Source organism: Deinococcus metalli, assembly GCF_014201805.1.
GTDB lineage: Bacteria > Deinococcota > Deinococci > Deinococcales > Deinococcaceae > Deinococcus > Deinococcus metalli.
In genome coordinates this window covers 95211-118373 of the sequence record NZ_JACHFK010000006.1, presented here as the reverse complement: position 1 = coordinate 118373, position 23163 = coordinate 95211, and the positions used below count along the sequence as shown (strand labels likewise).

General features: G+C 70.6%; 18 protein-coding genes, 9 tRNA genes and 2 pseudogenes. 21 read left to right on the top strand and 8 right to left on the bottom strand.

Annotated features, from left to right (window positions below):
• Window positions 1–7 precede the first annotated feature (7 nt).
• From HNQ07_RS12940 to HNQ07_RS12920, 5 genes are all read right to left on the bottom strand, one after another.
• On the bottom strand, window positions 8–778 hold the full coding sequence (locus tag HNQ07_RS12940; protein ID WP_184112416.1) for a hypothetical protein: 771 nt from the start codon (window positions 776–778) through the stop codon (window positions 8–10).
• Between the two features lie 60 nt (window positions 779–838).
• Window positions 839–1939, bottom strand: a complete 1101-nt coding sequence (locus tag HNQ07_RS12935) for a hypothetical protein (RefSeq protein WP_184112414.1) — start codon at window positions 1937–1939, stop codon at window positions 839–841.
• Between the two features lie 14 nt (window positions 1940–1953).
• Window positions 1954–3753, bottom strand: a complete 1800-nt coding sequence (locus tag HNQ07_RS12930; protein WP_184112412.1) for an HSP90 family protein — start codon at window positions 3751–3753, stop codon at window positions 1954–1956.
• Window positions 3754–3817: 64 nt separating this feature from the next.
• Window positions 3818–4321, bottom strand: a complete 504-nt coding sequence (locus HNQ07_RS12925; protein WP_184112759.1) for a mismatch-specific DNA-glycosylase — start codon at window positions 4319–4321, stop codon at window positions 3818–3820.
• A gap of 67 nt (window positions 4322–4388) precedes the next feature.
• The gene (locus tag HNQ07_RS12920) at window positions 4389–4988 is read right to left on the bottom strand and encodes a sulfite oxidase-like oxidoreductase (RefSeq protein WP_184112410.1); all 600 of its coding nucleotides are present in this window, start codon (window positions 4986–4988) and stop codon (window positions 4389–4391) included.
• A 238-nt stretch (window positions 4989–5226) separates the two neighbouring features.
• On the opposite strand from HNQ07_RS12920, the gene HNQ07_RS12915 reads away from it, so the two are divergent.
• Complete coding sequence (locus HNQ07_RS12915) at window positions 5227–6156, top strand: DUF4032 domain-containing protein (RefSeq protein WP_184112408.1); 930 nt, start codon at window positions 5227–5229, stop codon at window positions 6154–6156.
• Window positions 6157–6202: 46 nt separating this feature from the next.
• Here HNQ07_RS12915 and HNQ07_RS12910 read toward each other — a convergent pair whose 3' ends face one another.
• Window positions 6203–7564 (bottom strand): M17 family metallopeptidase, encoded by a 1362-nt coding sequence (locus tag HNQ07_RS12910; RefSeq protein WP_184112406.1) that lies wholly within the window; start codon window positions 7562–7564, stop codon window positions 6203–6205.
• A gap of 146 nt (window positions 7565–7710) precedes the next feature.
• On the opposite strand from HNQ07_RS12910, the gene HNQ07_RS12905 reads away from it, so the two are divergent.
• The 14 genes and pseudogenes from HNQ07_RS12905 to rsr all read left to right on the top strand — a co-directional run bounded on the left by HNQ07_RS12905 (window position 7711) and on the right by rsr (window position 13859).
• A complete protein-coding gene (locus HNQ07_RS12905) occupies window positions 7711–8043 on the top strand; it encodes an Asp23/Gls24 family envelope stress response protein (RefSeq protein WP_184112404.1) in 333 nt (110 codons plus the stop codon).
• A 49-nt stretch (window positions 8044–8092) separates the two neighbouring features.
• Window positions 8093–9664 (top strand): fatty acid kinase ATP-binding subunit FakA, encoded by a 1572-nt coding sequence (gene fakA / locus HNQ07_RS12900; protein ID WP_184112757.1) that lies wholly within the window; start codon window positions 8093–8095, stop codon window positions 9662–9664.
• A 317-nt stretch (window positions 9665–9981) separates the two neighbouring features.
• Window positions 9982–10056 (top strand) — tRNA-Asp (locus tag HNQ07_RS12895).
• A gap of 265 nt (window positions 10057–10321) precedes the next feature.
• Window positions 10322–10396: transfer RNA gene (locus HNQ07_RS12890), tRNA-Gly, on the top strand.
• A 122-nt stretch (window positions 10397–10518) separates the two neighbouring features.
• Window positions 10519–10596, top strand: a tRNA-Leu gene (locus tag HNQ07_RS12885).
• A 475-nt stretch (window positions 10597–11071) separates the two neighbouring features.
• Window positions 11072–11203: transfer RNA gene (locus HNQ07_RS12880), tRNA-Gly, on the top strand.
• Between the two features lie 21 nt (window positions 11204–11224).
• Window positions 11225–11346 (top strand): annotated as a pseudogene (locus HNQ07_RS12875).
• Window positions 11347–11356: 10 nt separating this feature from the next.
• Window positions 11357–11475 (top strand): annotated as a pseudogene (locus HNQ07_RS12870).
• A 3-nt stretch (window positions 11476–11478) separates the two neighbouring features.
• Window positions 11479–11554, top strand: a tRNA-Arg gene (locus HNQ07_RS12865).
• A 4-nt stretch (window positions 11555–11558) separates the two neighbouring features.
• Window positions 11559–11633, top strand: a tRNA-Asn gene (locus HNQ07_RS12860).
• A 71-nt stretch (window positions 11634–11704) separates the two neighbouring features.
• Window positions 11705–11779, top strand: a tRNA-Pro gene (locus tag HNQ07_RS12855).
• Window positions 11780–11837: 58 nt separating this feature from the next.
• Window positions 11838–11912, top strand: a tRNA-Ala gene (locus HNQ07_RS12850).
• 56 nt (window positions 11913–11968) lie between these two features.
• Window positions 11969–12043 (top strand) — tRNA-His (locus HNQ07_RS12845).
• A 169-nt stretch (window positions 12044–12212) separates the two neighbouring features.
• Window positions 12213–13859 (top strand): RNA-binding protein Rsr, encoded by a 1647-nt coding sequence (gene rsr, locus HNQ07_RS12840; RefSeq protein ID WP_184112402.1) that lies wholly within the window; start codon window positions 12213–12215, stop codon window positions 13857–13859.
• 51 nt (window positions 13860–13910) lie between these two features.
• On the opposite strand, the gene HNQ07_RS12835 is transcribed toward rsr, so the two are convergent.
• Both HNQ07_RS12835 and HNQ07_RS12830 read right to left on the bottom strand, forming a co-directional pair.
• Entirely contained in the window at window positions 13911–14894 is a 984-nt protein-coding gene (locus tag HNQ07_RS12835) for an acetamidase/formamidase family protein (protein ID WP_184112400.1), read from the bottom strand.
• A gap of 61 nt (window positions 14895–14955) precedes the next feature.
• Window positions 14956–16707, bottom strand: coding sequence for a bifunctional metallophosphatase/5'-nucleotidase (locus HNQ07_RS12830; RefSeq protein ID WP_184112398.1), 1752 nt, complete (start codon window positions 16705–16707; stop codon window positions 14956–14958).
• Between the two features lie 117 nt (window positions 16708–16824).
• Here HNQ07_RS12830 and murF point away from each other — a divergent pair, with 117 nt between their 5' ends.
• The 6 genes from murF to HNQ07_RS12800 all read left to right on the top strand — a co-directional run bounded on the left by murF (window position 16825) and on the right by HNQ07_RS12800 (window position 23161).
• Window positions 16825–18120 (top strand): UDP-N-acetylmuramoyl-tripeptide--D-alanyl-D-alanine ligase, encoded by a 1296-nt coding sequence (gene murF, locus HNQ07_RS12825; RefSeq protein WP_184112396.1) that lies wholly within the window; start codon window positions 16825–16827, stop codon window positions 18118–18120.
• 43 nt (window positions 18121–18163) lie between these two features.
• On the top strand, window positions 18164–18898 hold the full coding sequence (locus tag HNQ07_RS12820) for a hypothetical protein (RefSeq protein WP_184112394.1): 735 nt from the start codon (window positions 18164–18166) through the stop codon (window positions 18896–18898).
• A 398-nt stretch (window positions 18899–19296) separates the two neighbouring features.
• Window positions 19297–20475 (top strand): type IV pilus assembly protein PilM, encoded by a 1179-nt coding sequence (gene pilM / locus HNQ07_RS12815; protein WP_184112392.1) that lies wholly within the window; start codon window positions 19297–19299, stop codon window positions 20473–20475.
• Window positions 20468–21211, top strand: coding sequence for a fimbrial assembly protein (locus HNQ07_RS12810; protein WP_184112390.1), 744 nt, complete (start codon window positions 20468–20470; stop codon window positions 21209–21211). The genes pilM and HNQ07_RS12810 overlap by 8 nt, the downstream gene beginning before the upstream one ends.
• Window positions 21201–21842 carry a type IV pilus inner membrane component PilO gene (locus HNQ07_RS12805; RefSeq protein ID WP_184112388.1) on the top strand — a complete coding sequence of 214 codons (642 nt, stop codon included), beginning with the start codon at window positions 21201–21203 and terminating at the stop codon, window positions 21840–21842. Before HNQ07_RS12810 ends, HNQ07_RS12805 begins: the two co-directional genes overlap by 11 nt.
• Window positions 21839–23161 (top strand): hypothetical protein, encoded by a 1323-nt coding sequence (locus HNQ07_RS12800; protein ID WP_184112386.1) that lies wholly within the window; start codon window positions 21839–21841, stop codon window positions 23159–23161. The genes HNQ07_RS12805 and HNQ07_RS12800 overlap by 4 nt, the downstream gene beginning before the upstream one ends.
• Window positions 23162–23163 lie beyond the last annotated feature (2 nt).

Here is a 23163-nt window from a genome sequence, read left to right as displayed (position 1 = left end):
GCCGGGTTCAGGGCGTGCGGTCGTCCTCCCGGCCGTACTTGTCGTCCACGTAACGGCCGTGGGCGTGCAGGTCGAGGGCCTGCTGCGCGGCGCGCCCCCGCACGATGGCGTGCATGCGGGTCTCGATCACGGAGAGTTGCCGCGCGAACTCGCGCTGCGCGTCCGGGGTGGGCGGCGCGGCGCGGTACGCGGCCAGCAGGGTGGGCAGGTCCTCCCGGGCGGCCTGCCGGGCATCGAAGGTGTCGCGGCCCAGGGTGGTGTCGGCGGCGCACGCGCGCAGGGCGCCCTCGGTGGCGGCCAGCGTGCGGCGGAACGCGGCGCGGCCCGGGGCGGGCAGAGCGCGGGCCTGCCGGTTCAGCGCGGCCAGCGAGACGCGCCCGGCCCCAGGCATCGCCGGCGTGTCCTCCCCGGCCGGGCGCAGGAGCAGCCGCGCCCGGCGCACGAGCCACACGGCGCCCAACGCGCCCAGCAGCAGCACGAGGCCCAGCATCCAGCCGGCCACGTCGCTGCCGGACGCGGCGCCCATGCCCAGGAAGATGGCGCTGATGCTCAGGATGGACGCGCCCAGCAGCCCGATCAGCCCGAGCACGCCCAGGCCCGCCGCCCGCCGCGCGGTCTGCCCGGCATGGCGCAGCGCCAGCGCCGGGGGCACGCGGTCGAGCCCCCAGCCGTCTGGCTGGAGACCCTGGGCGGGCGGGACAGGGGGACGGATCAGGAACCGCGCGATCCGGGTGCCGGTGCGCGCCACGCTGAGGACTCGGGTGACGGGCGGAGCCATACGTCAGGGTACGCGCCCCGCGCGGCGCGCGTTCCGCTCCGGGCCACGATCTGCCTGCCCTCAGCCGGCCGGCGGGCGGGGCAGATCCCCCAGGGCCAGGGTGCGGTCCAGGCGCCGCGCGTGGTACTCCGTGCCGTTGCGCTCGTCAAACCGCTGCGCCAGGGCGGCAGCCTCCTGCGCGTGGTGGCGCTGGCGTTCGCGCACGGCGTAGCGGCCATCCGGACGGTGGCCCGGCACGTCCTGCGGGAGGGACAACGTGACGTGCTCGTGCCCGGCACGTTCCACCTGCTGGAAGAGCAGCGCGCCCGCCAGATGCAGGTCGAGGCGGTCGTCGAGTTCGGCGGTGCGCTCCGCCCAGCCCAGGTGGCGGGCGTACCACGCCAGGGCGGCGTCCAGGTCCGTCACGCTCAGGTACTCCAGGTGCCGGGCCTGCGGGGTCAGGTGGTCCGGGTCGCCGGCGATCAGGTCGCGGCCCTGCTCGTGGTGCCGTCTGGCGTCGTCCCAGCGGCCCAGGCGCAGCAGGGCGGGCAGCACCATGCCGTGCGTGGCGTGCGGGATGTGCGCGCAGGTCATGCCGCGCTGCAGGATGCGGTCCACCTGCGCCGCGCAGCCCGCGTCGTCCCCGATGGCCTCGTGGTAGTCGGCGACGGCCTGGGCCTCGCACGCGGCGCAGTCGCTCAGGCTGTCGCGGCGCGCGAACTGCCACAGGTTGAAGGCCACGCGGGCGTCCGCGAGGTCGCCGCGGTGCAGCGCGAGCGCCATGCGGAAGTACGGCACGGTGCCGGCCCCCACCCCGAGCGCCTGCACGCGCCGCGCGTAGTCCGCATGCAGTTCCAGGACGCGCGGCAGCGGAATCTGCGGGAAGTGGTGCACCGCGCTCAGGACCCACTTGTGGTACCACGCGAGTTCGCGCTGCTCCCATTCGCCGAACTCGTCGGGGTGGGTATCCGCGTACGTGCGGCACCACGCGAAGGCGACCAGCATCTTCTCGCTCTGCCCGGCGTACGTGGCGGCCTCGATCAGGTCCTTGCGCGCCGCGTACCCGGCCGCGCCGTCCTGGGCGAGGTCGGCCTCGCGCACGGCCTCCTCGGTCAGGGCGAGGCGTTCGGGGCCGTACGGCAGGTCCTGGGCGCGGTCGAGCAGGTCATGGGCAGCACTCATGGGCACATCCTCCGTCAGTTCAGGTGGGCGGCCGAGGCGGGGGCGGTGTCCGGGCCGCCCAGCGCCGCGCCGATCAGGTCGAGCAGCCCGCCGTTCAGCAGGCCCAGTTCGCGCGCCGTCAGCGGGTGGTGCCCCAGCAGCAGCGCCTGCACGTACAGCATGCCGATCACCCGGCGCAGCAGTGGCCCGTCCGGCAGCCTCGCGGCGCGCTCCAGCAGCGGGTGGTTGAGGTTGAAGTGCACCTCGGTGGCGTAGTCGGCGCCGGCCTGGAGGTCGCCCAGCAGGTCGCCCCACAGGCCGCCGCTGCCCACGGTCTCGCGCGTGCGGTGCAGGTCCCGGCCCGCGCGCGGGAAGGCCAGGGCGCACAGCGCGGCCGGCTCGAAGCGGCTCAGGCGCGCGTCGGCGTCCAGGGGCACCAGCGTGTCGCGGGCGGCGGCGAGCAGCGTGGCCGCTCCCTGCCGCTCGGCCGGGGTCAGCGGCGTCAGCTCCTGCACGAGGTCGCCGGCGTCCAGGCGCGACACGCGCACCTCCGGGTGCAGCGCGCCGTAGCGTTCCAGCAGCGTGGCGTCGTAGGTGTACACGGCGTGGATGACGGGCGGCCCGCCCGGCGCGGCCAGCTGCGCCGCCTGCCGGTACAGGTTCAGGTCCGCGACGTAGCGCACCTCGGCGCTCCCGGCGTGGGCCAGCACCTCGGGCAACGTCAGGCGCCCGGCGCTGGACTCGAAGGGCAGCCACGGCAGGAACAGCTCCAGAAAGGCGTCGTCCTCGGCGGCCAGCGCCTTGATGCTCAGGTAGTGCAGCGCGATGAGTTCCCGCAGCCGGGCCGGAGCACGCTCCGACAGCCCCACCAGCCAGCGCCGCAGCGTCTGCGCGATCTCGGCGCGGGCGGCGTGCAGGGTCGGGTCGTCGCGCAGGGCGTCGCGCGCCGCGTTCGGGCGCAGGGCGCCGGCGTCCAGCACGGCCTTCACGAAGAACGCCCACTTCGGCACGAGCTGCGTCTCCTCCTCGGAGAGCAGCATGTGGCGCACGTACACGCGGTGCTGTCCGCGGGCGTCCAGCGTGGGCGTCCACGGCAGGACGAAGGCCACGCCGCGCACGTCGCCGGCCTCGGTGTGGATGTCGACGAAGTCCAGCGGGGCCGTGCCCAGCAGCGCCTCGCCGTACGCGAGCACCGCCGCGCGCCGGGCGTCCTCGCCCGCGGCGTGGTCCAGCCACGGCGCGCCACCGACGTTGACCACCGTGCGCCGGCCCGGCTCGCTCACCACGACCGGGTAGGGCAGCAGCGCCCCGAACGCGCCCGCCCACGACGCCACGCGGTCCGGCAGCAGGTACTGCGCGCGGTCCGCGCGGGCCCGCAGGATCACGCGCGTGCCGACGGGAGTGTCGGCGGGTCCGTCCTCCAGCGTGTACGAGCCGTCCGCCGAGCCCACCCAGCGCAGGGGCGGCGTGCCGCTCGCCGAGCGCGACACGACCTCGATGCGCTCGCTGACCAGGAAGCACGACAGCAGGCCGATCCCGAACTGCCCGATGAACTCCACGCTGCCGCGCTTGGACGAGCGCCCGATGGTCGCCAGGAAGGCATGGATGTCGTCCGGCGTGAGGCCCACGCCGTTGTCTGTGAAGGTCAGCGTGTCGTCCTGCACCGCGAACGCCAGTTCCGGGTCAAAGGGGGCGCCGCCCGCGTCCTGGCGTGCCCGTATGGCGTCCACGCCGTTTTGCATCAGCTCGCGCACGTACACCTCGGGTCCGGCGTACAGGTGCTCGCTGAGCAGGTCGATCAGGCCGCCCAGGTCCACGGCGAAGGCGTGCGTCATACTTCACATTCTTTCAGATGGCCGGCCTCCCCCACTGGCGGGAGCCCGGCGGGGGGTGGCCTGCCTAGCCCGCGGCGCGCAGGGTCGCCACACGCGCTGCCAGCGCCCGCCACGGCTCCAGCTGGAAGTGCGTGTGCCCCAGCGGGCTGGTGCTGGGCAGCACCCACACCTCCGCGCCCTCCAGCGGCTCCGGCTGCGGGCCGTACGGCAGGCGGCCGGTGGCCACGCCCAGCACCTCTGACGCGCCGCGCTTGCTGGTGAAGGCCACCAGCCGGGGAGCGTAGCGGGCGACCTTGGCGCGCAGTTCCAGGGGCCGCCATGCTCCGGACGGTAGCGCCGCGTCCACGCCGCTGTGCCGCTTGGCCACGTCCGTCAGGCCGATGCCGAAGCCCGGCAGCAGCGGGTACTCGCGCGGTTCGAGCTGCCGGGGCGTCAGGCCGACCTCGTGCAGCACCCACCAGAACTTGTTGGTGGGGTTGGCGTAGTACGCCCGCGCCGCCGCGCTGATGCGGCTGGGCGCGGTGCCCACGAGCACCACGGTCAGGCCGGGCTCCAGCACGTCCGGCACGAGGTACTCGCCGCGTCCGGAGAGGTCTTCCGTTCCCGCTGCCCCGCCCCCGGCGTCCGGCACCGGCTTACGGGTCGTCGTCGTAGCGCTGCTCCTTGAAGGGATCGCCGCGCATGTGGTAGCCGTTGACCTCCCAGAAGCCGGGCTTGTCGGCGGCCATGAATTCCAGGCCGGTCAGCCACTTGGCGCTCTTCCAGAAGTACAGGTGCGGCACGACCAGCCGCAGCGGCCCGCCGTGCTCGGCGTCCAGCGGCTCGCCGTTGAAGGTGTGCGCCAGCAGGTTCTCCGGCCGGGTGAAATCCTCCAGGCTCAGGTTGGTGGTGTACCCCCCGACCGAGTGCTGCATCACGTGCGTGGCCGCCGGGTCGAGCTGCAGGTGCTCCATCAGGTCGGTCACGCGCACGCCGGTCCAAGTGGTGTCCAGCTTGCTCCAGTGCGTCACACAGTGGATGTCGTACGTCAGCGTGGTCTGCGGCAGCGCCAGCAGGTCGGCCCACGTGAAGGTCTGCTCGCGCGCCAGGCCCGTGATACGGATCACGGTATCTTCGGGGCGGTAGTGCTGCGTGGGGCCGTAGGTCAGGACCGGAAAGCGGGTGGTGAGCGTCTGGCCGGGCGGAATGCGGCCGTCCATATCGTCGGCCGGTTTCTTGAAGAAGTTCCCGAGCATGCTTCATTGGACGATGACGAATGCCCCGGCGTCCGTGGCCGGGCTAGTGGTTTCTTTCATACTGCGGAACTTGTCTGTGCGTGACTCTAAACTGACGCAAACAGTCAGAATCATGCAAGGGGATTGGTGTAGGATGAACACCAAGACCGGGGTGATCACCTTTCCCCAGTCCGCACATGCCCCGGCCCCACCCGCGCCCCTGGCCCCCCGCCAGAACCCGGCGCAAGGAGTACGCCGCATGTCCTCACTTCACCACCGCACCGCAGCAAGGCATGAAGTGGAACGCGCCCGCTTCATGAGCGACATCCGTGACATGGTCGCCGTGCTGCGCCGCCAACCGAACGAACTGCTGCCCTTCGACTGGGTCCGGCATCTCGCCCCCGAAGGCGAGCACCAGCGGGGGCTCCAGACGATTCCCGTGGATCACATCATCGGCAGCGTTGACCGCTACCGTGAATTCGACCGTCACTACCTGCCCAAAGAACCCCACCTCGACGAACGCTGGATCGGCGTGCGCAGCGCCCAGATGGAAGGCAAGGAACTGCCGCCCATTCAGGTCTACAAGGTCGGTGAGCTGTACTTTGTCAAGGACGGCAACCACCGCGTGTCGGTCGCCCGGCGCCAGGGTCAGAAGTACATCGACGCGTACGTCATCGAACTGAACGTCACCGTGCCCCCGGACGAGGACGACACGCTCAAGGACCTGATCATCAAGGGCGAGTACGCGCAGTTCCTGAAGGCCACCAACCTCGACCGGATCATGCCGGAGCACCGCGAGATCCTGTTCACCACGCCCGGCCGCTACGAGAAGCTGCTGGAGCACATCCGCACCCGCGAGTACTACCTCAACCAGAAACGCGCCGCCGAGGGCCGGGAGCCCGTGACGTGGGAGGAAGCGGTGGAGAGCTGGTACTGCCGGCTGTACCTGCGGATCGTGGAGAACATCGACCTGCACCACGTGATGTTCCGCTTCCCCGGCCGCACCGAGGCCGACCTGTACCTGTGGATCATGGACCACCGCTACTTCCTGACCCAGAAGTACGGCCACGACGTCGGCAGCGAGGAAGCCACCAAGGACTTCGGCGAGCACTACGCGCCGCCCCTGTACAAGCGTGCCCTCCAGCGCGTGCAGTTGCTGCTCACCGGCAGCCTCGATCCCGCCCTGTAACCCCACCGCACGCGACGCTCGCCGGGACCCCCTGCCCGGCGAGCGTTCATTCGTGTGGGGACGTCTCCGCCCGCGCGGCCATGACGTACTCCACCAGCGTCCCCACGCCCCAGCCGGTCGCGGCCTCGTCTTTCAGGGCGTTGCCCGCGATGTCCAGGTGCGCCCACGGCCGGGTCACGAACTGCTGGAGGAACAGCGCCGCCTTGATGCTGCCCCCGGCCGGCACCATGTCGCTGTTCTTCAGGTCGGCCACCGTGGTCTTCTGGTACGCCCGCAGGTACGGCTGGTGCAGCGGCAGCTCCCACACGTACTCGCCCGCCGCGTGCGCCGCGCCCAGGAGGCGGGCGGTCAGGGCCGGGTCGCTGCTGAACAGGGCCGCGATGTCGTTGCCCAGCGCGGAGACCTTCACGCCGGTCAGGGTCGCCAGGTCGATGACTTCGCTGGCGCCCTCGTCGCACGCGACCGCCAGCGCGTCGGCCAGCACCAGCCGGCCCTCGGCGTCGGTGTTCGTGACCTCCACCGTCTTGCCGTTCGCGGCGCGGAACACGTCGCCGGGGCGGATGGCGTCTGGGCCGACCATGTTCTCGGCGGCGGCCACGTAGGCGCGCACCTCCACGTCCTCCGGCACGGCGCCGCGCACCTCCCCGAGCGCGCGCATGGCCCCCAGCACCGCGCCCGCGCCCCCCATGTCGCCCTTCATGCCGTACATGCCCTGCGCGGTCTTGAGCGAGTACCCGCCCGTGTCGAAGGTGATGCCCTTGCCCACCAGCGCCACCACGCGCCGCGCGGCCCCGCGTGCCGGAAGCGTCACGCGGATCAGCCGGGCGCCCACCGCGCTTCCCGCCGCGACCGCCCGCAGCAGGTTCATGCCCCGCGCCCGCAGGGTCGCGTCCTCCCAGACCTCCACGTTCAGCCCGTGGGCCTCCAGGGTGAGGGCCTCGGCGGCTAGGGTGGCCGGGTTCAGGTGGTTCGCCGGGGCGCTCACGAGTTCGCGCGCGAAGGTGATCCCGGCCTCCAGCGCCTGCACCCGGCGCACGTCCGTCTCGGTGAGGCCCTCGAGGTGCACCTGCACGGGCGTGCGCCAGGCGTCGGTGCTCCGGTAACGTTCGTCCCGCCACGTCGCCGCCAGCAGCGCTCCCGCCAGGGCCGCCCCGTGCCCGCTGGCCGCCACCCGCAGCGACTCGGCCTTCAGCTCCCGGGCGAGCTTCGCCAGCGCTATGCCCAGCTCGCGCGCCTGCGCCGCGTCCTGCGGTTCCAGGGCCAGCGCCGAGTCGCCGTCGGCCGTGCGCGACACCAGCCGCACCTCGTCCGCCTTCAGGTCGCGGGTCAGGCGCTCGGGTACGTCCTGACGGCCGCCGAGAAACGACAGGGTGAGGTCGGCGCGCTCCAGGGTGGAATTCAGTGGCATACGGGAGTAGACCACGGGCCGAACACCGGGCGTTCCGCTGTGCTGGACGGCGTTTGTGGTAGGCACCAGCGCCGGGACGGGCCGCCCGCGCGCGTCCAGACGCCGGGCCGAACAGTTCCGGCGCCTCCCGTATACTCGGGGCTACTGTGAGCGGCTCCATACAGATCACCGAGGCGGCCCTCGCCTCGCTTATCGGCCTGACGGCCCACGAGATTCCCGGCGTGGTGGGCATGGCCCCCGCGAACCTGCGCGAGGGCCTGAGCCGCGTGCTGGGCCGCGCCAACGCCAGCGAGGGCGTGGTGATCGGCAAGGACGCGGGGAAGTTCACCGCCGACCTGTACATCGTCGCGGCGTACGGCGTGAGCATCCCGACGGTCGCGCAGAACATCGTCGACCGGGTGGTGCACACCGTCAAGACCCAAGCGGGCATCGACCTGGCCGCGACCCGCGTGCATGCCGTGGGGGTTCAGCGTGTCTGACGCTGCCCCCGCCCGCCACACCACCCTGACGCCGGCCGATCTGGCCCGCATGCTGCGCTACGCGACCGACTGGCTGGGCGTGTACCGCGAGCAGGTGAACGCCCTGAACGTGTACCCGGTGCCCGACGGCGACACCGGCACGAACATGCACCTGACCATGCAGTCGGTGCGGCGCGAACTGGACACCTGCGAGCAGGACGCCATGCCCAGCGTGGCCCGCGCGATCAGCTACGGCGCGCTGCTGGGGGCACGCGGCAATTCCGGCGTGATCCTGTCGCAACTTCTCAAGGGCTTCGCGGAAGCGCTGCGGGACGCCGCCACGGTGGACGGCGCGCTGCTGACCCGCGCCTTCCAGGCCGCGCAGAAGACCGGCTACGGCGCGGTCATGAAGCCGGTCGAGGGCACCATCCTGACCGTCGCGCGCGGCGTGGCCGAGGGGGCGGCGAGCGCTCCGGCAGGCGCGGACATCGAGACGGTGCTGGAACAGGCGCTGTTCCGCGGTCAGGCGCTGCTCGACCAGACGCCGGACATGCTGCCCGCGCTGAAGCAGGCGGGCGTGATCGACTCGGGCGGCCAAGGCTACCTGTACTTGGTCGAGGGCATGCTGGCGCAGCTCCGCGGCGAGGCCCTGCCGCCCGCTCCGGAGGTCACGAGCTACGCCCAGCAGCAGTTCGAGCACGAGGAGTTCGGCTTCTGCACCGAGTTCCTGATGTCCGAGGCGACCGAGCCGATCGAGAAGATCCGCGAACTGGTCACGCCCTTCGGGGACAGCCTGCTGGTCGTGGGCGCCGAAGGCTACGTCAAGGGCCACATCCACACCAACGAGCCCGACCAGCTGCTGGCGACGGTCGGCCGCTACGGCAAGATGCTCAAGACCAAAGTCGAGGACATGGCCGAGCAGCACACCGAAATCCTGGGCATGGCCGGCGCCGCCGCGCGCGCCGAGGAGGAAGTGCCGCCGTCGGGCCTGGTCGCCGTGGCGAACGGCTACGGCCTGGTCAAGCTGTTCCGCAGCCTGGGCGCGCGCATCGTGTCCGGCGGGCAGACCGCGAACCCCAGCGTGCAGGACATCGTGGACGCCGTGCGTTCGGTCAGCGCCGAGAAGGTCATCATCCTGCCGAACAACAAGAACGTGCTGATGGCCGCCGAGAAGGCCATGGAACTCATGGAGGGCCGCGCGGTCGTGATCCCAACCCGCACTCTGGGCCAGGGCATCGGCGCGGCGCTGGCCTTCCAGCCAGACACGGACGCGCAGGAGCTGAAGGACGCGATGACCGAGGGGGCCGGGAATGTCACCACCTTCGAGGTCACGCGCGCCAGCCGCACCACCAACATCACCACGAAGACCGGGCAGACGCTGGACATCAAGGAAGGCGACGTCATCGGCCTGCAGGACGACGAACTCGTGCAGGCCGGCGGCACGCCCGAGGACAGCGTGCTGGCGATGCTGAACGGCGCCTACGCCGGGCAGGAGATCGTCACCGTGTTCGGCGGGCCACAGAAGACCCAGGACGATCTGGACGCACTGGCCGCGAAGATCAGCGGCGCGTTCCCCATGGTCGAGGTCGAGGCGCACGCGGGCGGGCCCGACCTGTACGACTACCTCGTCACGCTGGAATAACACTGCTGGCGCAGCACGGAGGGCCGGGGCCGCCACGCTCCGGCCCCGCCCTTTGGCTTACGCGCCCGCTACGCCACCCGGCGAATGTGAAGCGCGCACCCTCACCCGTACACTCCATGGCAGGTGAGGGCATGCCACGCTCCTGCCGGCCGGGCCGGACGCCCAGGGTTACCTTGAAACGGTCAACCACCCTGAGCGGTTCACTTGCCCGACCTTCCCCACCCGCTCCCATCGTCCAGTGGTCAGGACGCTCGGCCTTCAACCAGGAAACGCCGGTTCAATTCCGGCTGGAAGTACCACACCTCCACATGGAGGACGATTCCATCGTTCAGCGGCCAGGACGCCCCGTTGTCTGCGGGAATACGCCGGTTCGAGTCCGGCTGGAATCGCCACACGGGGGAACTCCAGGGCCGACCGGTCACGGTTCTTTCAGCACACGTCCCCTGTGGGGGCGTTCGGGCGGAAGCCCCGCAGGGGGCTCCGGGTTCGATTCCCGGCATTGAAGTGGCCCGGTCCGTGATCCACCACCTTGTCCGGATGTTCCTCGCTCTTTCGCCGGTTGGGCCGGAGAAGGCTCGGTTCTCTTCGGTGATGACCCGCTCAGGCGGGTTCGGGTTCAACTCCACGCCGACCTTCACCCCTTGCCCGGCCACTCACGCAGATGTCGTCCAGTAGCCAGGATGTCCCGCTGCCAGCGGGAAGACGACAGTGCAAGTCTGTCCATCTGCTCCATTCACCTCATATGCAGGCTTCTTCTAGTCAGCAAGATGCCCGGCAACCGTCGGGGAACGGCGGTGCAATTCCGTCCAGCCTGCTCCACTTCCCCTCCGACCCACTTCCCGAGGTCTCGCTATGCTCCGGTATCCCAACTCGGCAGAGGAACACGCCTCAGAAGCGTGTCAGTGTGAGTTCAAATCTCACTCGGAGTACCAGCCCCAGCGCGGGCAGACCATGGTGGGCGTCGAAGTCCCTCCGCACGCCTTGCCCAGCCTGGGCCGACGCATGAGGGTTATTGGCGATCCCGGTTCGAATCCACACACCCACCCCAAATCCAGTCCCGGAGGTACGCGCATGAAACAGCCCAGACAACCGAACAAAGTCCAGTGGGCCGGCCGTACCCCGCGACTCCAGCGAGATCATCAGCGCCATCCCGACCACGCCCGATATTCCTTCACTACCCAGCCGCGAAATTCCGGATGGGCGGCGAAGACGGCGAGTCGCGGAAGACTGTAAATCTTCAGCCTGCGGGCTGAGTGGGAGGAGTTCATCCGATTCCGGCACTTCCAGAACGGCACCGGAAGCCCCTCCATCTCCTGAACCCCTCCCCGCGTCCAACTCGCTCCGCTCGGGTTCGGCTTCGCCTCACCGGGAGGCCTTCGAGTTCAAATCCCACCCCATCCACCACACGCGGCGGGTAGCTCAATGGCAGAGCAGGAAACTGCTTTCCACGCCCCTTGCCCCGGCACATGCTGCGGGCCGAAGTGCGAAAGTTACCACTCTTAATGGCCGGGTTGCGGGTTCGAGTCCCGCCCCGCCGCTTCACTTCGACACTCCACCATGGGGACGGTGGTGCAACGGCAGCACAAACGTGACCGCGAGGTAATGCCTCAGCGCCACTTGCCCAGGCGTGGGCCGCTGTCTGAGGCTGATGTTCAGTGCGGGTTCGAATCCCGCCCGTCCCCCACATCACATGGAACGGTAGCTCAGCGGTAGAGCATCGCCTCCACACCACCTTGCCCCTCAGGGCCGACCGTGAAGGCTTATCGACTACCTATCGAAGGTCGTGGGTTCGATTCCCACCCGTTCCACCACACGAACCGGTAGCTCAGCTGGAGGAGCGTCCCGCTACGAACGGGAAGGCCGCAGGTTCAAGTCCTGCCCGGTTCGCCACTTTTCCGGGATGGCTCAGTGGCAGAGCGCCTGCCTGTTAAGCAGGACGTCGCAGGTTCGATCCCTGCTCCCGGAGCCACCGCCTGGGCGAAAGCACCAGGCCACATCGGTCATGAACAGCCAGACAACCTGCCTTTCCATGACCCCTCTCTGGACGTAGTGCAGCGGAAGCACGCCTGATTCGGATTCAGGAGGTCGCACGTTCGATCCGTGCCGTTCAGACCATGCAGACAGCGTCAGCCTCTGCCCGTCTTCGGGCGCTGGGAAGAACTGAGGCGGATTCGGGATCGTAGCTCAACGGGAGAGCACCTGCCTTGCACGCAGGGGGCTGAGAGTTCAAATCTCTCCGATTCCACCATCCAGACCGCACGAGGAGGCCGGGCGACCGGCGCGGGGGAGAACAGCCAGCGTACGGAGAGTGTGGTGTAAAGGCTGCACGCCGCCCTGTGAAGGCGGAGGTCATGGGTTCGAGTCCCGCCGCTCTCCCCACCGTGTTCCGGTAGCTCAGCAGGAAGAGCGTCTGGTTGAAGTCCAGAAGGCCGCAGGTTCGAGTCCTGCCCGGTTCACCACTGGCGCACTGCCGCGCCGCGTCGCGCCCGGCGATTCCGGGAGGGCTCAGTGCCCATTTACTTGCCCTGTCGAACAGGAGGGCCGACCCATGAAGAACTACCTGAACGCCGTGAATCCCCTGAAGCGCACCCAGACCGAGCGGCTTGGTCCCCGTCAGGTCGTGAACAACGCGGGCGGGTTCGTGTACGCCCTGCCGGACGAGGCCCGCCTGACCCGCTTCCTGATCCTGGGCACGGACGGCGGCACCTTCTACGCGACCGAGCGGGCGCACACCCTCCAGGCGACGGAGTTCGTGAAGACCTTCGTGCTCCTCGACGCGGGCGCGGCGCTGCGCGTGACGCTGGACGTGATCCGGGCCGGCCGCGCGCCCAAGCCCGACCCGGCGCTGCTGGTGCTGGCGCTGATCGCCAAGACCGCGCCGGACGCCGCACACCGCAAGGCCGCGTGGGACGCCCTGCCGGAGGTCGCGCGCACGGGCACCATGCTGCTGCACTTCCTGGCGTTCGCGGACGCCCTGGGCGGCTGGGGTCGCCTGACCCGCCGGGGCGTGGCGAACGTGTACGAATCGGCAGACGCGGCGCGGCTGGCGCTGTGGGCGGTGAAGTACAAGAGCCGTGACGGCTGGAGCCAGGCAGACGCCCTGCGCCTGAGCCACCCCAGGACGGACGACCCGGAACGCAACGCGATCCTGAAGTTCATGGTGGACGGTGTGCTGGACGGAGTGGGCGACATCAGCGCTCCGGCCCTGCGCGTGATCGAGGGGCACCTGCTGGCCCAGCGCGTGACGACCGACAAGGACGCCGCGACCCTGATGCGCGGCTACGGCCTGCCCATCGAGGCGATCCCGACCCACCTGCGCGGCGAGGCCGTGTACCGCGCGGCCATGCAGACCAACGGCCTGACGTGGCAGCTGCGTAACCTGGGGAACCTGGGGCGCGTGGGCGTGCTGAGCGCTGCCAACCGCGACGTGGTGCGCGAGGTCGTGGACCGCGTCACGAACCCGGACGCGCTGAAGCGTGGGCGCATCCACCCGCTGGACGCCCTGAAGGCGCACCTGGTGTACGCGCAGGGTCGCGGCGTGAAGGGCAAGGGCGAGTGGGTTCCCGTGCCGCAGGTCGTGGACGCCCTGCAGGACGCGTTCTACCTGGCCTTCGGCGCGGTGCGTCCCGCTGGCAAGCGCTTCCTGCTGGGCCTGGACGTGTCGGGCAGCATGGGCGTGGGGCTGGTGGGCGGCGTGCCGGGACTGAGCCCGCTGAAGGCGACCGCCGCCATGGCGCTGGTCACTGCCCGCACCGAACCCGAGTACGCGGCCGTGGCATTCAGCTCGGCAGGAAGCGGCTACGGCGGGCGCTGGGGCGGGGGCACGCCCGGCCTGACCCCGCTAACCATCACCCCGCGCCAGCGGCTGGACGACGTGATGGCCGCGATGCAGAAGATCCCGATGGGCGGCACCGACTGCGCCCTGCCGATGCTCTGGGCGGCGAAGAACAAGGTGCTGGTGGACACCTTCGTGGTCTACACCGACAACGAAACGTGGGCGGGGGGCGTCCACCCGACGGTCGCGCTGGATCAGTACCGTCAGAAGATGGGCGTGGACGCGCGCGTGATCGTAGTCGGCATGACCGCCACGGAGTTCACCATCGCGGACCCGAACCGGGGCGACATGCTGGACGTCGTGGGCTTCGACACCGCCGCGCCGGGCGTGATGACGGACTTCGCACGGGGCGAGCTGTAGAAAACAAAGGGGGCAGAGAGCGGAGGGCTGAAAGGCCGTCGCCCTCTGCCCTCAGCCGTTGACAAAGATGTCCAGCGGCAGGAACGCGCTGACGGTGTAGTTGGGCGCGTCCACGATCTGGCTGATCTTCAGGTCGGCGCACGCGCTCGCCAGGACGTACGCCTGCTCCAGTGTCAGGCCGCGCGCCTGCAGCCGGCGCAGCAGGGGGCGCAGGGCCAGCCGGGCGGCGGTCATCAGGTCGGGGTCGTGGCCGGTGGTCGCGTGCCAGCGCCGACTGCTGCCGCCGTGCGTGGGAGTGGTGAATTCCGGTGTGGTGAGGCCGGCGCCCTTCTCCACGTTCACGCGCAGCGTGATGCGGCCGTCCATCTCGATACCGGTGCCCGACAGCTCACCGTCTCCCTGGGCGGCGTGCAGGTCACCCACCGACAGGAGCGCGCCCGGCACTTCCACCGGCAGCCACAGGGCCGCGCCGGCCACCAGTTGCCGGATGTCCATGTTGCCGCCCACGTGGCGCGGCGGCGACGTGGAATGCGGACCTGCCGCGCCCGGCGCGACGCCGATCACGCCGGGGAACGGCGCCAGCGGCACGCGGATGCCCGGCAGGAAGTCCGCGTGCGTCCGGGCGCGCAGGTCCCAGATGTGCGTGTACGGCGTGAGCCCCTCGGCCCCCAGCGCGGCGTCCAGCAGCCCGATGCCGTCGGGGCGGCAGCCGGTCCAGCCCCACTCGGCGCCCTCGACGCTCAGGAGGTCGATCCGGAGCGCGTCGCCGGGTTCGGCCCCGTCAATGAACACCGGGCCGGTCAGAGGATGGCCGCGCGGGCCAGGGCGCGGCGCACGCAGGCTGCGTGCGATCACGTCTGCGAGGTCCGGTGGCGCCTCCACATCGCCGGTCGCCACGCGCCTGGCCACCCCACCGTCCGAGGCGTCCAGGGTGTCGAGGGTGACCGTGTCGCCGGGCCGGACGGTGAGGGCGGGCGGCAGCGCGTGGTCCCACACGGTATGGATGTGCGCGGTTCCAAGGTGGTGATCGGCCATGGCGCCCAGGGTACGGGAAACGCCCCGGACTGCACGAGTCCGGGGCGTGGCGGAAAGACGCTTACTTGGCGGTGATACGGCCCTTGACGGTGTTCGTGAGGCTGGCGCCGTTGGTCTTGAGGTAGTTCGACAGGATGTCGGTGTCGGCCAGGTTGGCGAGCTGCACGACGTTCGTGCCCTGCTTGAAGATCGTGAAGTTGTCGCCGCCCGCCGCCAGGAAGTTGTTCGTGGCGATGCGGTAGGTGGCCGTCGCGCTGATCGGCGTGCCGTTCAGCTTCATGCTCGCGAAGTCGACGCGATTGCCGTCGGCGTTGGCCAGTGTGTACGAGTACGTGAAGCCCCCGGACACCTGGAGCAGTTTGATCGCGGTGGCGTTCGCGCCACTCCACTGCTGCTCGAGCAGATCCTTGAGCTGCTGGCCGGTCAGGCTCAGCACCGTGGTGGTGTTGCCGAAGGGGTGCACGGCGAACACGTCCCCGAAGTTCACGGCGTTGCCGGCCTTGATGCGCGTGGTATCGGGCAGGTCGGCGCGGATGCCGCCGGGGTTCATCAGGCCGATCTGGGCGCCCTGCGCCTGGGTGCCGGCCAGCAGCGCGTCGGCGATCACGTCGCCCAGCGCGCTCTCGGTGTTGCGCACGTTGTTGATGCCGCGCTGGATCTGCGGCGAGCCCAGGTTGGCGATCGTGACGTTCGAGATGGCGTCGGTCTTGGCGTTCGCGGTCGTCAGGAGCTGGGTCATGTTGAAGTCCAGCGTGCCGGCCGCTTCGCGCGCGGTGTAGTCCACGACCAGGTTGGCGGCCGACACGCTCATGACGGCGTGGTTGGCGACGTCCACCTTGAGTTCCAGGTGCTGGAGCAGGTGCCCGTAGAAATCGCCCTCGATCACGATGCGGTCCTTGCCGGTCGGATCAGGAATCAGGCAGTTGTAGCCCTTGTGCGTGTGCCCGCTGATGATGGCGCTGACCGCCGGATCGACCCGCTTGGCGATGCTCACGATGGGGCTCTGCGTGGCGTTGAACTCGTTGACGCTGCATCCGACCGTGCTGTAGTTGGCCGTGCTGGTCGCGTTCAGTTCACCGCCCTCGTGGATCAGCATGATGATCGCGTCGACCTTCTTGGCCTTGATCTCGGGGATCACGGCGTTCACGGCGTCGGCTTCATCGGTGAAGTCCAGCATGGCCACACCCTCGGGCGACACGATGCCGGGGGTGGTCTTGGTCACGGCGCCCACGAAGGCGATCTTCGCTCCGCCGATCTCCTGAATCGAGTACGGCGCGAACGGCGTGCCAGTCTTGCCGGAGGCGGCGTTGTACTTGACGTTCGCACCGATCCACTTGAAGGTCGCGCCCTTGTAGTTCGGGTCGAACTTGCAGGCCTTGGACTTGTCGTTGCTGTCGCACCCGCCGTTCTGCATGCGGAACAGCTCGGTCAGGCCCTGGTCGAACTCGTGGTTGCCCAGCGCACTGACCGACATGCCCATCTTGTTCAGGGCGTACACGGCGGGCTCGTCGCGCAGCAGGCCGGAGTTGATCGGGCTGGCCCCGATCAGGTCGCCGCCACCCACGAAGATCGTGTTCGGGTTGGACTTCCGGGCGTCGTTCAGCTCGGCGGAGATGGCCTCGATGCCGCCCGCCTTGATGGACGTCGTCGCGCCGGCCTTGGTGAAGGCCGTGGGCGCGAGGTTGCCGTGGAAGTCGTTCAGGCCCAGCACGGTCACGTTCACCGGCTTCGGCGCGAGCGTGGTGGGGGTGGTGGCACAGGCGCTGAGGCCCAGGGCGGCCGTCAGGAGCAGCAGGGGCGCGTTTCTTTTCATGACCCGATCATCCTAGCGCAGGAGTTGTCAGCGTTTCATGCGCTTCTTAACTGGACGATGCCACTGCGGGCCGTCGTGGAGCGCGGCACGTTCGGCCGCCTCTGCTAGCCTGACCGGATGCTCGACCCCCGCACTGTTCCCTTCACCGCCGAGGTTCATCCGGACGCCCGGCCGGCCAGGCGGCTCACGTGGGATTCCCGTGAGGCCGGCGCGGACACCGCCTTCGTGGCGCTGCCGGGCGAGCGCATGCACGGCAACGCGTTCGTGCAGCGGGCGCTGGATGCCGGAGCGCCGTTCATCGTGACCGACCTGGACGTGCCGCGCGCGGTGCGGGTGCGTGACGCCCGCGAGGCGCTGTTCGCATGGGCGCGCTCGGAGCGGCGGCGCAGTCCGCTGGTGGTCGGCATCACGGGCAGCGCTGGCAAGACCACCGCGAAGGCCTACGTCACGGCGGCGCTGGACGCGGTGTCCATGCCGGTCTACAACACCATGCCGGCGATCGCGTGTTTCCTGATCGAGCACGGGCGCACTCCCCGGCCCCTGGTGGTCGAGATGGGCATCGACCGCGTGGGCGAGATGGCCGAGCTGGTGGACCTGGTGCGGCCGGATGTGGGCGTGGTCACGACCGTGGCGCCCGCGCACCTGGAGCAGCTGGGCAGCGTGGAGGTGATCGCGCGCGAGAAGGGCGTGATCCTCCAGGGCCGCCGGGCGCTGGTGGGCTCGCAGGCGGCGGCGTTCTATCCCGGCGTGGACAGCTACGGTTTCGGTGAAGGCGTCACCTTCCCGGGTGAGGCGCTGGAGATCACGCCGCAGACGGCGAGCTTCTCGTTCCAGGGCGTGCCCGTCCGGCTGCCGCTGGCGTCGCGCGTGCAGGCCGAGGCGGCCGTACTGGGCCTGCGGCTGGCGCAGGAGCACGGCGTGGATCTGGACGCCGCGGCCGCGCGCCTCGCGTCGGTACAGGTGCCCGGCGGGCGCTACCGCGTGTCACCGGGGCGGTACACCGTGATCGACGACGCATACAACGCCTCCCCGGTGGCCGTGAGCGCGGCGCTGGAGGCGCTCGCGGGCTTCCGTGGGCGGCGGATCAGCGTGCTGGGCCGCATGCTGGAACTGGGCGACACCGAGCGCGAGTTGCATGCCCAGGTGGGCCGGGACGCGCGGGCGCACGCGGACGTGACCTACGGCGTGGGCGCCTTCGCGGCCGAGCTGGGTGAGCGGGCCTACGCGACCGTGCCGCAGCTGCTGGCCGCCCTGCTGGCCGATGTGCGCGACGGCGACGTGGTGCTGGTGAAGGCCAGCCGCGGCATCTCGTGGACGCCGGAACGCCGCGCGCAGGAGGGTGTGGGGCTGGACGTGATCGTGGACGCCCTGGTGCGGCAGCGGGACGGTGGGGGGCCGCCGCCCGCGTCCTGACGCCCTCATCCCCCTCAGTGACGGGCCGGCCACACTGACCGGCATGCGCGCCGCCCTGCCGCTCCTCATGTGCTCCGCCCTGCTCGCCGCGTGTGCTCCGATCACCACGTCGTCCGGGGTGTCCGGGAGCAGCCTGCGCGCGGCGTTCAGCAACCAGGGTGTGGCCTTCGTGACCGCGGGGCGGGCGTGCGTGGCTCGCGCGCCCTCGTACGTGACGGTGTGCCCGCCGGTCCCGGCCGCGACCGACGTGGCGTGGAACGGCGGGGACGCGTGGGCGGCCGTGCCGTCGCTGGGCGTGGCCGTCACGCTTGACCGCGCCGCGCGCAGCGTGACGGTGGGCCGGGTCGTGGCCCTGAGCGCCACCCGCGCCTACCGCGAGGACGGCAGCGCGGTCGGGTACGCGGGAGAGGCGCTGGGCGGCGTGACCGGCGGGCCGTCGCTGGCCGTGACCGGCGGGAACGGCGTGGACTACGTGCTGCTGGCCGGAACCCTGGTGACGGTGCCGGGGGGCGCGCGGCTGGACGGTCCCACCGGCACGTACCTCGTGACCACGCCGACCGGCGCGCGGGCCTCGACGGTGCCGGCGGTGGACTCGGCCCTGGGCACGTACCGGCTGTCCGGGGGGCGCCTGGAGCGCCTGGACGCCACGGGCCGCGTGGTGGCCGCCGTGCCGCACCCGGACGGCCGGGTCGGGCTGGTCGGCACGGACGTCGTGACGGTCACGCCAGCCGGTGAGGTGCGGGTGTACAGCGAAACCCTGGGCCAGCGCCTGCGCTGAGGGCCGGCGCCGTTCTGTACAGGCGCCCCGACGACCGGGGGCGGCACGGGACAAAGCTGCCGTTCTGACCCGCCGCGCGGATGCCTGATCTTTCACTGGCCCGAGGCGGACAGCCGTGCAAGGATGAGCACACCGGACGGCATGGGCGGCTTCATTTCACCGGGATACCGTTCTCATGTGCCGGGCCGGCGACTCCACGCGCCGGGAGTCGCGGCCCACGCCTCTGCGCTGGAAACGGCGCCTATGACGTGTCAGAGTTCGGTAAGCACCGGAATGATTGGATGAAGATGCCCATGGCCTCCCCTCTCCCGTCCCCTGCCGATATGCTGCCATTCCCCCTCTGGGACGCGCTCTTCCAGATGAGTGAATGTTAATGTACGCCCAACCCTGGAGGGAGAATGTCAAGTTTCCTGAACCGACTACTTAATCCGCGCCCCCCGGCGCTCGGGGTCGAGATTGGCACGAGTGCCATCAAGGTGGTGGCGCTGCGGCCCGGGTCTCCGCCCTCGCTGCTGCATGCCGTGATGGTGCCCACGCCGATCGGCAGCATGAGGGACGGACTGGTGGTCGAGCCGCAGGCGGTCGCGACGGAGCTCAAGAACCTGCTGGCCGAGCACCGCATCACCACCAAGTATGCCGTGACCGCCGTGCCCAACCAGTCGGCGGTCACGCGCAACATCATGGTGCCCAAGATGGACCGCAAGGAACTCCAGGACGCGATCAAGTGGGAGGCCGAGCGCTATATCCCCTATCCCATCGACGACGTCAGCCTGGATTTTGACCTGCTGGACGACCCGGCGACCATCCCCGACGACTCGCAGATGGAGGTCGTGATCGCCGCCGCACCCACCGAGGCGATTGCCCGGCAGGTCGAGGTGCTGCGGCTTGCGGGCCTGGAACCGACCATCGTGGACCTCAAGTCCTTCGCGGCGCTGCGCGCCCTGCGCGGGAACCTGCTGGGCGAGCACCTCACCAAGAGCACCCTGACCGGCGGCAACTACACCGAGGCCGGCGAGGTCGCGCTGGTCATGGAGATCGGCGCGAGCAGCAGCGTGATCAATCTGGTGCGCGGCGACCGCGTGCTGCTCACCCGCAACATCAACGTGGCCGCCGACGACTTCACGACCGCGCTGCAGAAGTCCTTCGATCTGGACTTCAGCGCCGCCGAGGACGTCAAGCTCGGCTACGCCACCGCGACCACCCCCACCGAGGACGAGGAAGACCTGCTGAACTTCGACCTGGCGCGCGAGCAGTACTCGCCGGCCCGCGTGTTCGAGGTGGTTCGCCCGGTGCTGGGCGACCTGATCACCGAGATCCGCCGCAGCCTGGAGTTCTACCGCGTGCAGAGCGGCGACGTGGTCATCGACCGGACCTTCCTGGCGGGCGGCGGCGCGAAACTGCGCGGGCTGGCCGCCGCGATCAGCGACGCGCTGGGCTTCCGGGTGGAGGTCGCCAGTCCGTGGCTGACGGTCCAGACGGACCAGGCGAACGTGGACACCGGGTACCTCCAGACGAACGCGCCGGAGTTCACGGTGCCGCTGGGCCTGGCGCTGCGGGGGGTGACCGGCCGTGGTTGAAGTCAACCTGCTTCCCCAGCAGTACCGCACCCAGACCGAACCGAGCGCGTGGCGATTTGCGATGTACGCCCTGGCGCCCCTGACGGTGGCCGCCATCCTGATTCCCGAGGTGATCACCGCGACGCGCGTGTCCGAGCTGAACAAGCAGATCGACGCGCTGAACGGCGAGATCACGGCCCTGACGCCCGCCAAGCTGGAGTACGACAAGCTCAACGCCGAGAAACGCGATCTGGAGCAGGTCACGGCCATCGCCACACAGCTCAAGGCGACCAAGACGTACTGGATCAACGACCTCGCGGCCTTCAGCGCGCAGCTGCCCAGTGCGCCCGGCGTGGCTGTCAAGAGCATGACCATGCGCCCCATCGAGACCAGCGCCCTGAGCACGCTGCAGCAGAGCGGCATCTACCTGGGCAAGAACGTGGTGCGCGAGATCGACGTGACGGGCGTGGCGAGCAGCCAGCAGGCTGTGGTGACCTTCCTGAAGACCTTCGAGAGCAGCCCCAACTTCGGCGTGAACTTCAAGACGCTGCAGAGCGACCAGACGTCCGGGCAGTACAACTTCACCGCGACGGTCGGCGTGGTCGGTCAGGCGGCCACCACGGCGCCCGCCACCACGCCCGCCACGCCGGGACAGGCGCCGCAGGCCCCGGCGGCCGCGCCGGCCGGCACCGCGCCCACCCCCGGCACACCCACGGGCAGCGTGCCGGGAACCCAGGGAGGGCACAGTGTTAACTAAGCTCTCGCCCCGCAACCTGTTCCTGGTGGCGCTCGCCGCATGCGTGCTGCTGATCGGGCTGTGGTACATGCTGCGCTTCCAGCCGCGCCAGCAGCAGATTTCCGACCTCAGCGGCCAGCTCGACACGCTGAACACGCAGGTGGCCACGCTGCGCACCGCCGCCGCGCGGCTGCCCACGCTGCGCACCGAGGTCGAGGCGATGCGCACCGACCGTGAGAAGTTCCTCGCCGCGCTGCCCAGCGCCGCGAACTTCGGGCCGGTGCTGGACGAACTGCGGCTGACCACTGCCTCGACCGGCGCGCGGATGAACAACTTTACCGTGCAGACCGGGAACGTGGCGAACCTGCCCGGCGGCGTGCGCCCGCTGAACCTCACGGTGGGCATCACCGGGAAGTTCGCGCAGGTGTTCCAGACGCTGCGCGACATCGAGACCATGAGCCGCTTCACGACGGTCAGCAACGTGTCCCTGCAGCTGCCGACCGCGACGTCCTTCGATCCGGACCTGGAAGGCTCACTGGGCATGACGGTATACACCTTCGATCCGGCCCAGGCGGCCGCGCAGGCCGGGAGCACGTCCGGCACGCCCGCGGCGCCCAGCGCTCCGCCCGCCGCACCAGGAGGCACCCAGTGACGCGCGCGCCCATCAAACTCTCCCGCGAGATGAAGCTGCTGCTGCTGCTGCTGCTGATGGTCGGCCTGATCGGCCTGTGGTACGTGCTCACCAACAAGCCGTCCACCACGGACCTGTCCCAGCAGCCCCCGGCGACCGGCACGGCCGGCACCGGCACCGGAACGGGCACGACCGGCAACGCGGCCACGCCCTCCACGGGGTCCAGCGCGGCCACCGGCAGCACGAATCCCGACATGGTCCCGGTCACGCCGCCCACCACGCCGTCCACCGGCAGCCAGACGGGCTCGGGCCTGACGGTGCAGCCCGACAGCCAGGTGCAGGTCGAGACCATCCCGCCCTTCCCCACGGCCGGCACCACGGCCACCACGCCCGAAGCGGAACCCGCCGCGCCCAGCGGCATCAATCCGGACGGCCAGATCGCCTCTGCCCCCGGCGCCAACCCCTTCAAGCCGCTGACCCTGGACGCCAGCGCGAACGCCGGCACGGCGACGAGCGGCGCGGCCACGACCACCCCAGCGGTCACGTCGCCCGCCACCAGCCCGGCCAGCAGCGGCCAGGTCACCGCAGCGGTGCCCGCCCAGCCGATCACGCCGGCCGTGGACTCGCTCGGGAACACCGGGGGCGCGCTGGGCCTGAGCCCCATCCCCGGCTCGGACGGCAGCGTGGACGTCACGTCCGGCAGCGTGTCCGGCGGCGCCCTGCCGGTCCCGGTCATTCCCGGCTCGGACGGCAGCACCGGCACCGCCGCGACCCCGGTGGTCGTGCCCGTCACGCCCACGGGGGTCGCCGGCGGCACCACGGCGGGTAGCGCCACCCCCACCGGCAGCGCCGCGGGCAGCGCGTCCACCGGCACGGTCGTCCTGACGCCCCCCGCCAAGCCCCCGGTCGTCGGCGTGAATGTCCCCGGCACCGTCAAGGGCCTGCCGGACGTGGTCGCCGCCGCGCCAGCCGCGACGGGCAGCGCCACCGGCACCGCGGGCAGCGCCCCGGCCACCGCCGCCGCCACGGCCCTGCCCACGCCGGGCACGCCCCAGGTGATCCGCGACCTGACCACGGCCTCCAGCACCGGCACGGCCACGCCGGCCACCCCCGCGCTGAGCGCCCTCGACCGGTACGTGCAGGACCAGGGCCTGGTGTTCAACGCCGTGGTGCTCGGACCGATCAACACCGCCATCTTCCGCGGCAAGGCCGGCTACGTGGTCGTCGCGAGCGGCCAGCCCCTCCCCGACTCGAAGGTGGTCGTGGGCGACGTCACCGCGACCAGCGCCACCCTGCGCCTCGGCACCGACTCGACGACTCTTGAACTGGACAAAAGGTGAGC

Excerpts from the sequence above, each read along its gene's own strand:
- HNQ07_RS12940 (WP_184112416.1), bottom strand. The coding sequence starts at position 778 with ATGGCTCCGCCCGTCACCCGAGTCCTCAGCGTGGCGCGCACCGGCACC.
- HNQ07_RS12935 (WP_184112414.1), bottom strand. The coding sequence starts at position 1,939 with ATGAGTGCTGCCCATGACCTGCTCGACCGCGCCCAGGACCTGCCGTAC.
- HNQ07_RS12930 (WP_184112412.1), bottom strand. The coding sequence starts at position 3,753 with ATGACGCACGCCTTCGCCGTGGACCTGGGCGGCCTGATCGACCTGCTC.
- HNQ07_RS12920 (WP_184112410.1), bottom strand. The coding sequence starts at position 4,988 with ATGCTCGGGAACTTCTTCAAGAAACCGGCCGACGATATGGACGGCCGC.
- HNQ07_RS12915 (WP_184112408.1), top strand. The coding sequence starts at position 5,227 with ATGTCCTCACTTCACCACCGCACCGCAGCAAGGCATGAAGTGGAACGC.
- HNQ07_RS12910 (WP_184112406.1), bottom strand. The coding sequence starts at position 7,564 with ATGCCACTGAATTCCACCCTGGAGCGCGCCGACCTCACCCTGTCGTTT.
- fakA (WP_184112757.1), top strand. The coding sequence starts at position 8,093 with ATGCTGCGCTACGCGACCGACTGGCTGGGCGTGTACCGCGAGCAGGTG.
- rsr (WP_184112402.1), top strand. The coding sequence starts at position 12,213 with ATGAAGAACTACCTGAACGCCGTGAATCCCCTGAAGCGCACCCAGACC.
- HNQ07_RS12835 (WP_184112400.1), bottom strand. The coding sequence starts at position 14,894 with ATGGCCGATCACCACCTTGGAACCGCGCACATCCATACCGTGTGGGAC.
- HNQ07_RS12830 (WP_184112398.1), bottom strand. The coding sequence starts at position 16,707 with ATGAAAAGAAACGCGCCCCTGCTGCTCCTGACGGCCGCCCTGGGCCTC.
- murF (WP_184112396.1), top strand. The coding sequence starts at position 16,825 with ATGCTCGACCCCCGCACTGTTCCCTTCACCGCCGAGGTTCATCCGGAC.
- HNQ07_RS12820 (WP_184112394.1), top strand. The coding sequence starts at position 18,164 with ATGCGCGCCGCCCTGCCGCTCCTCATGTGCTCCGCCCTGCTCGCCGCG.
- pilM (WP_184112392.1), top strand. The coding sequence starts at position 19,297 with ATGTCAAGTTTCCTGAACCGACTACTTAATCCGCGCCCCCCGGCGCTC.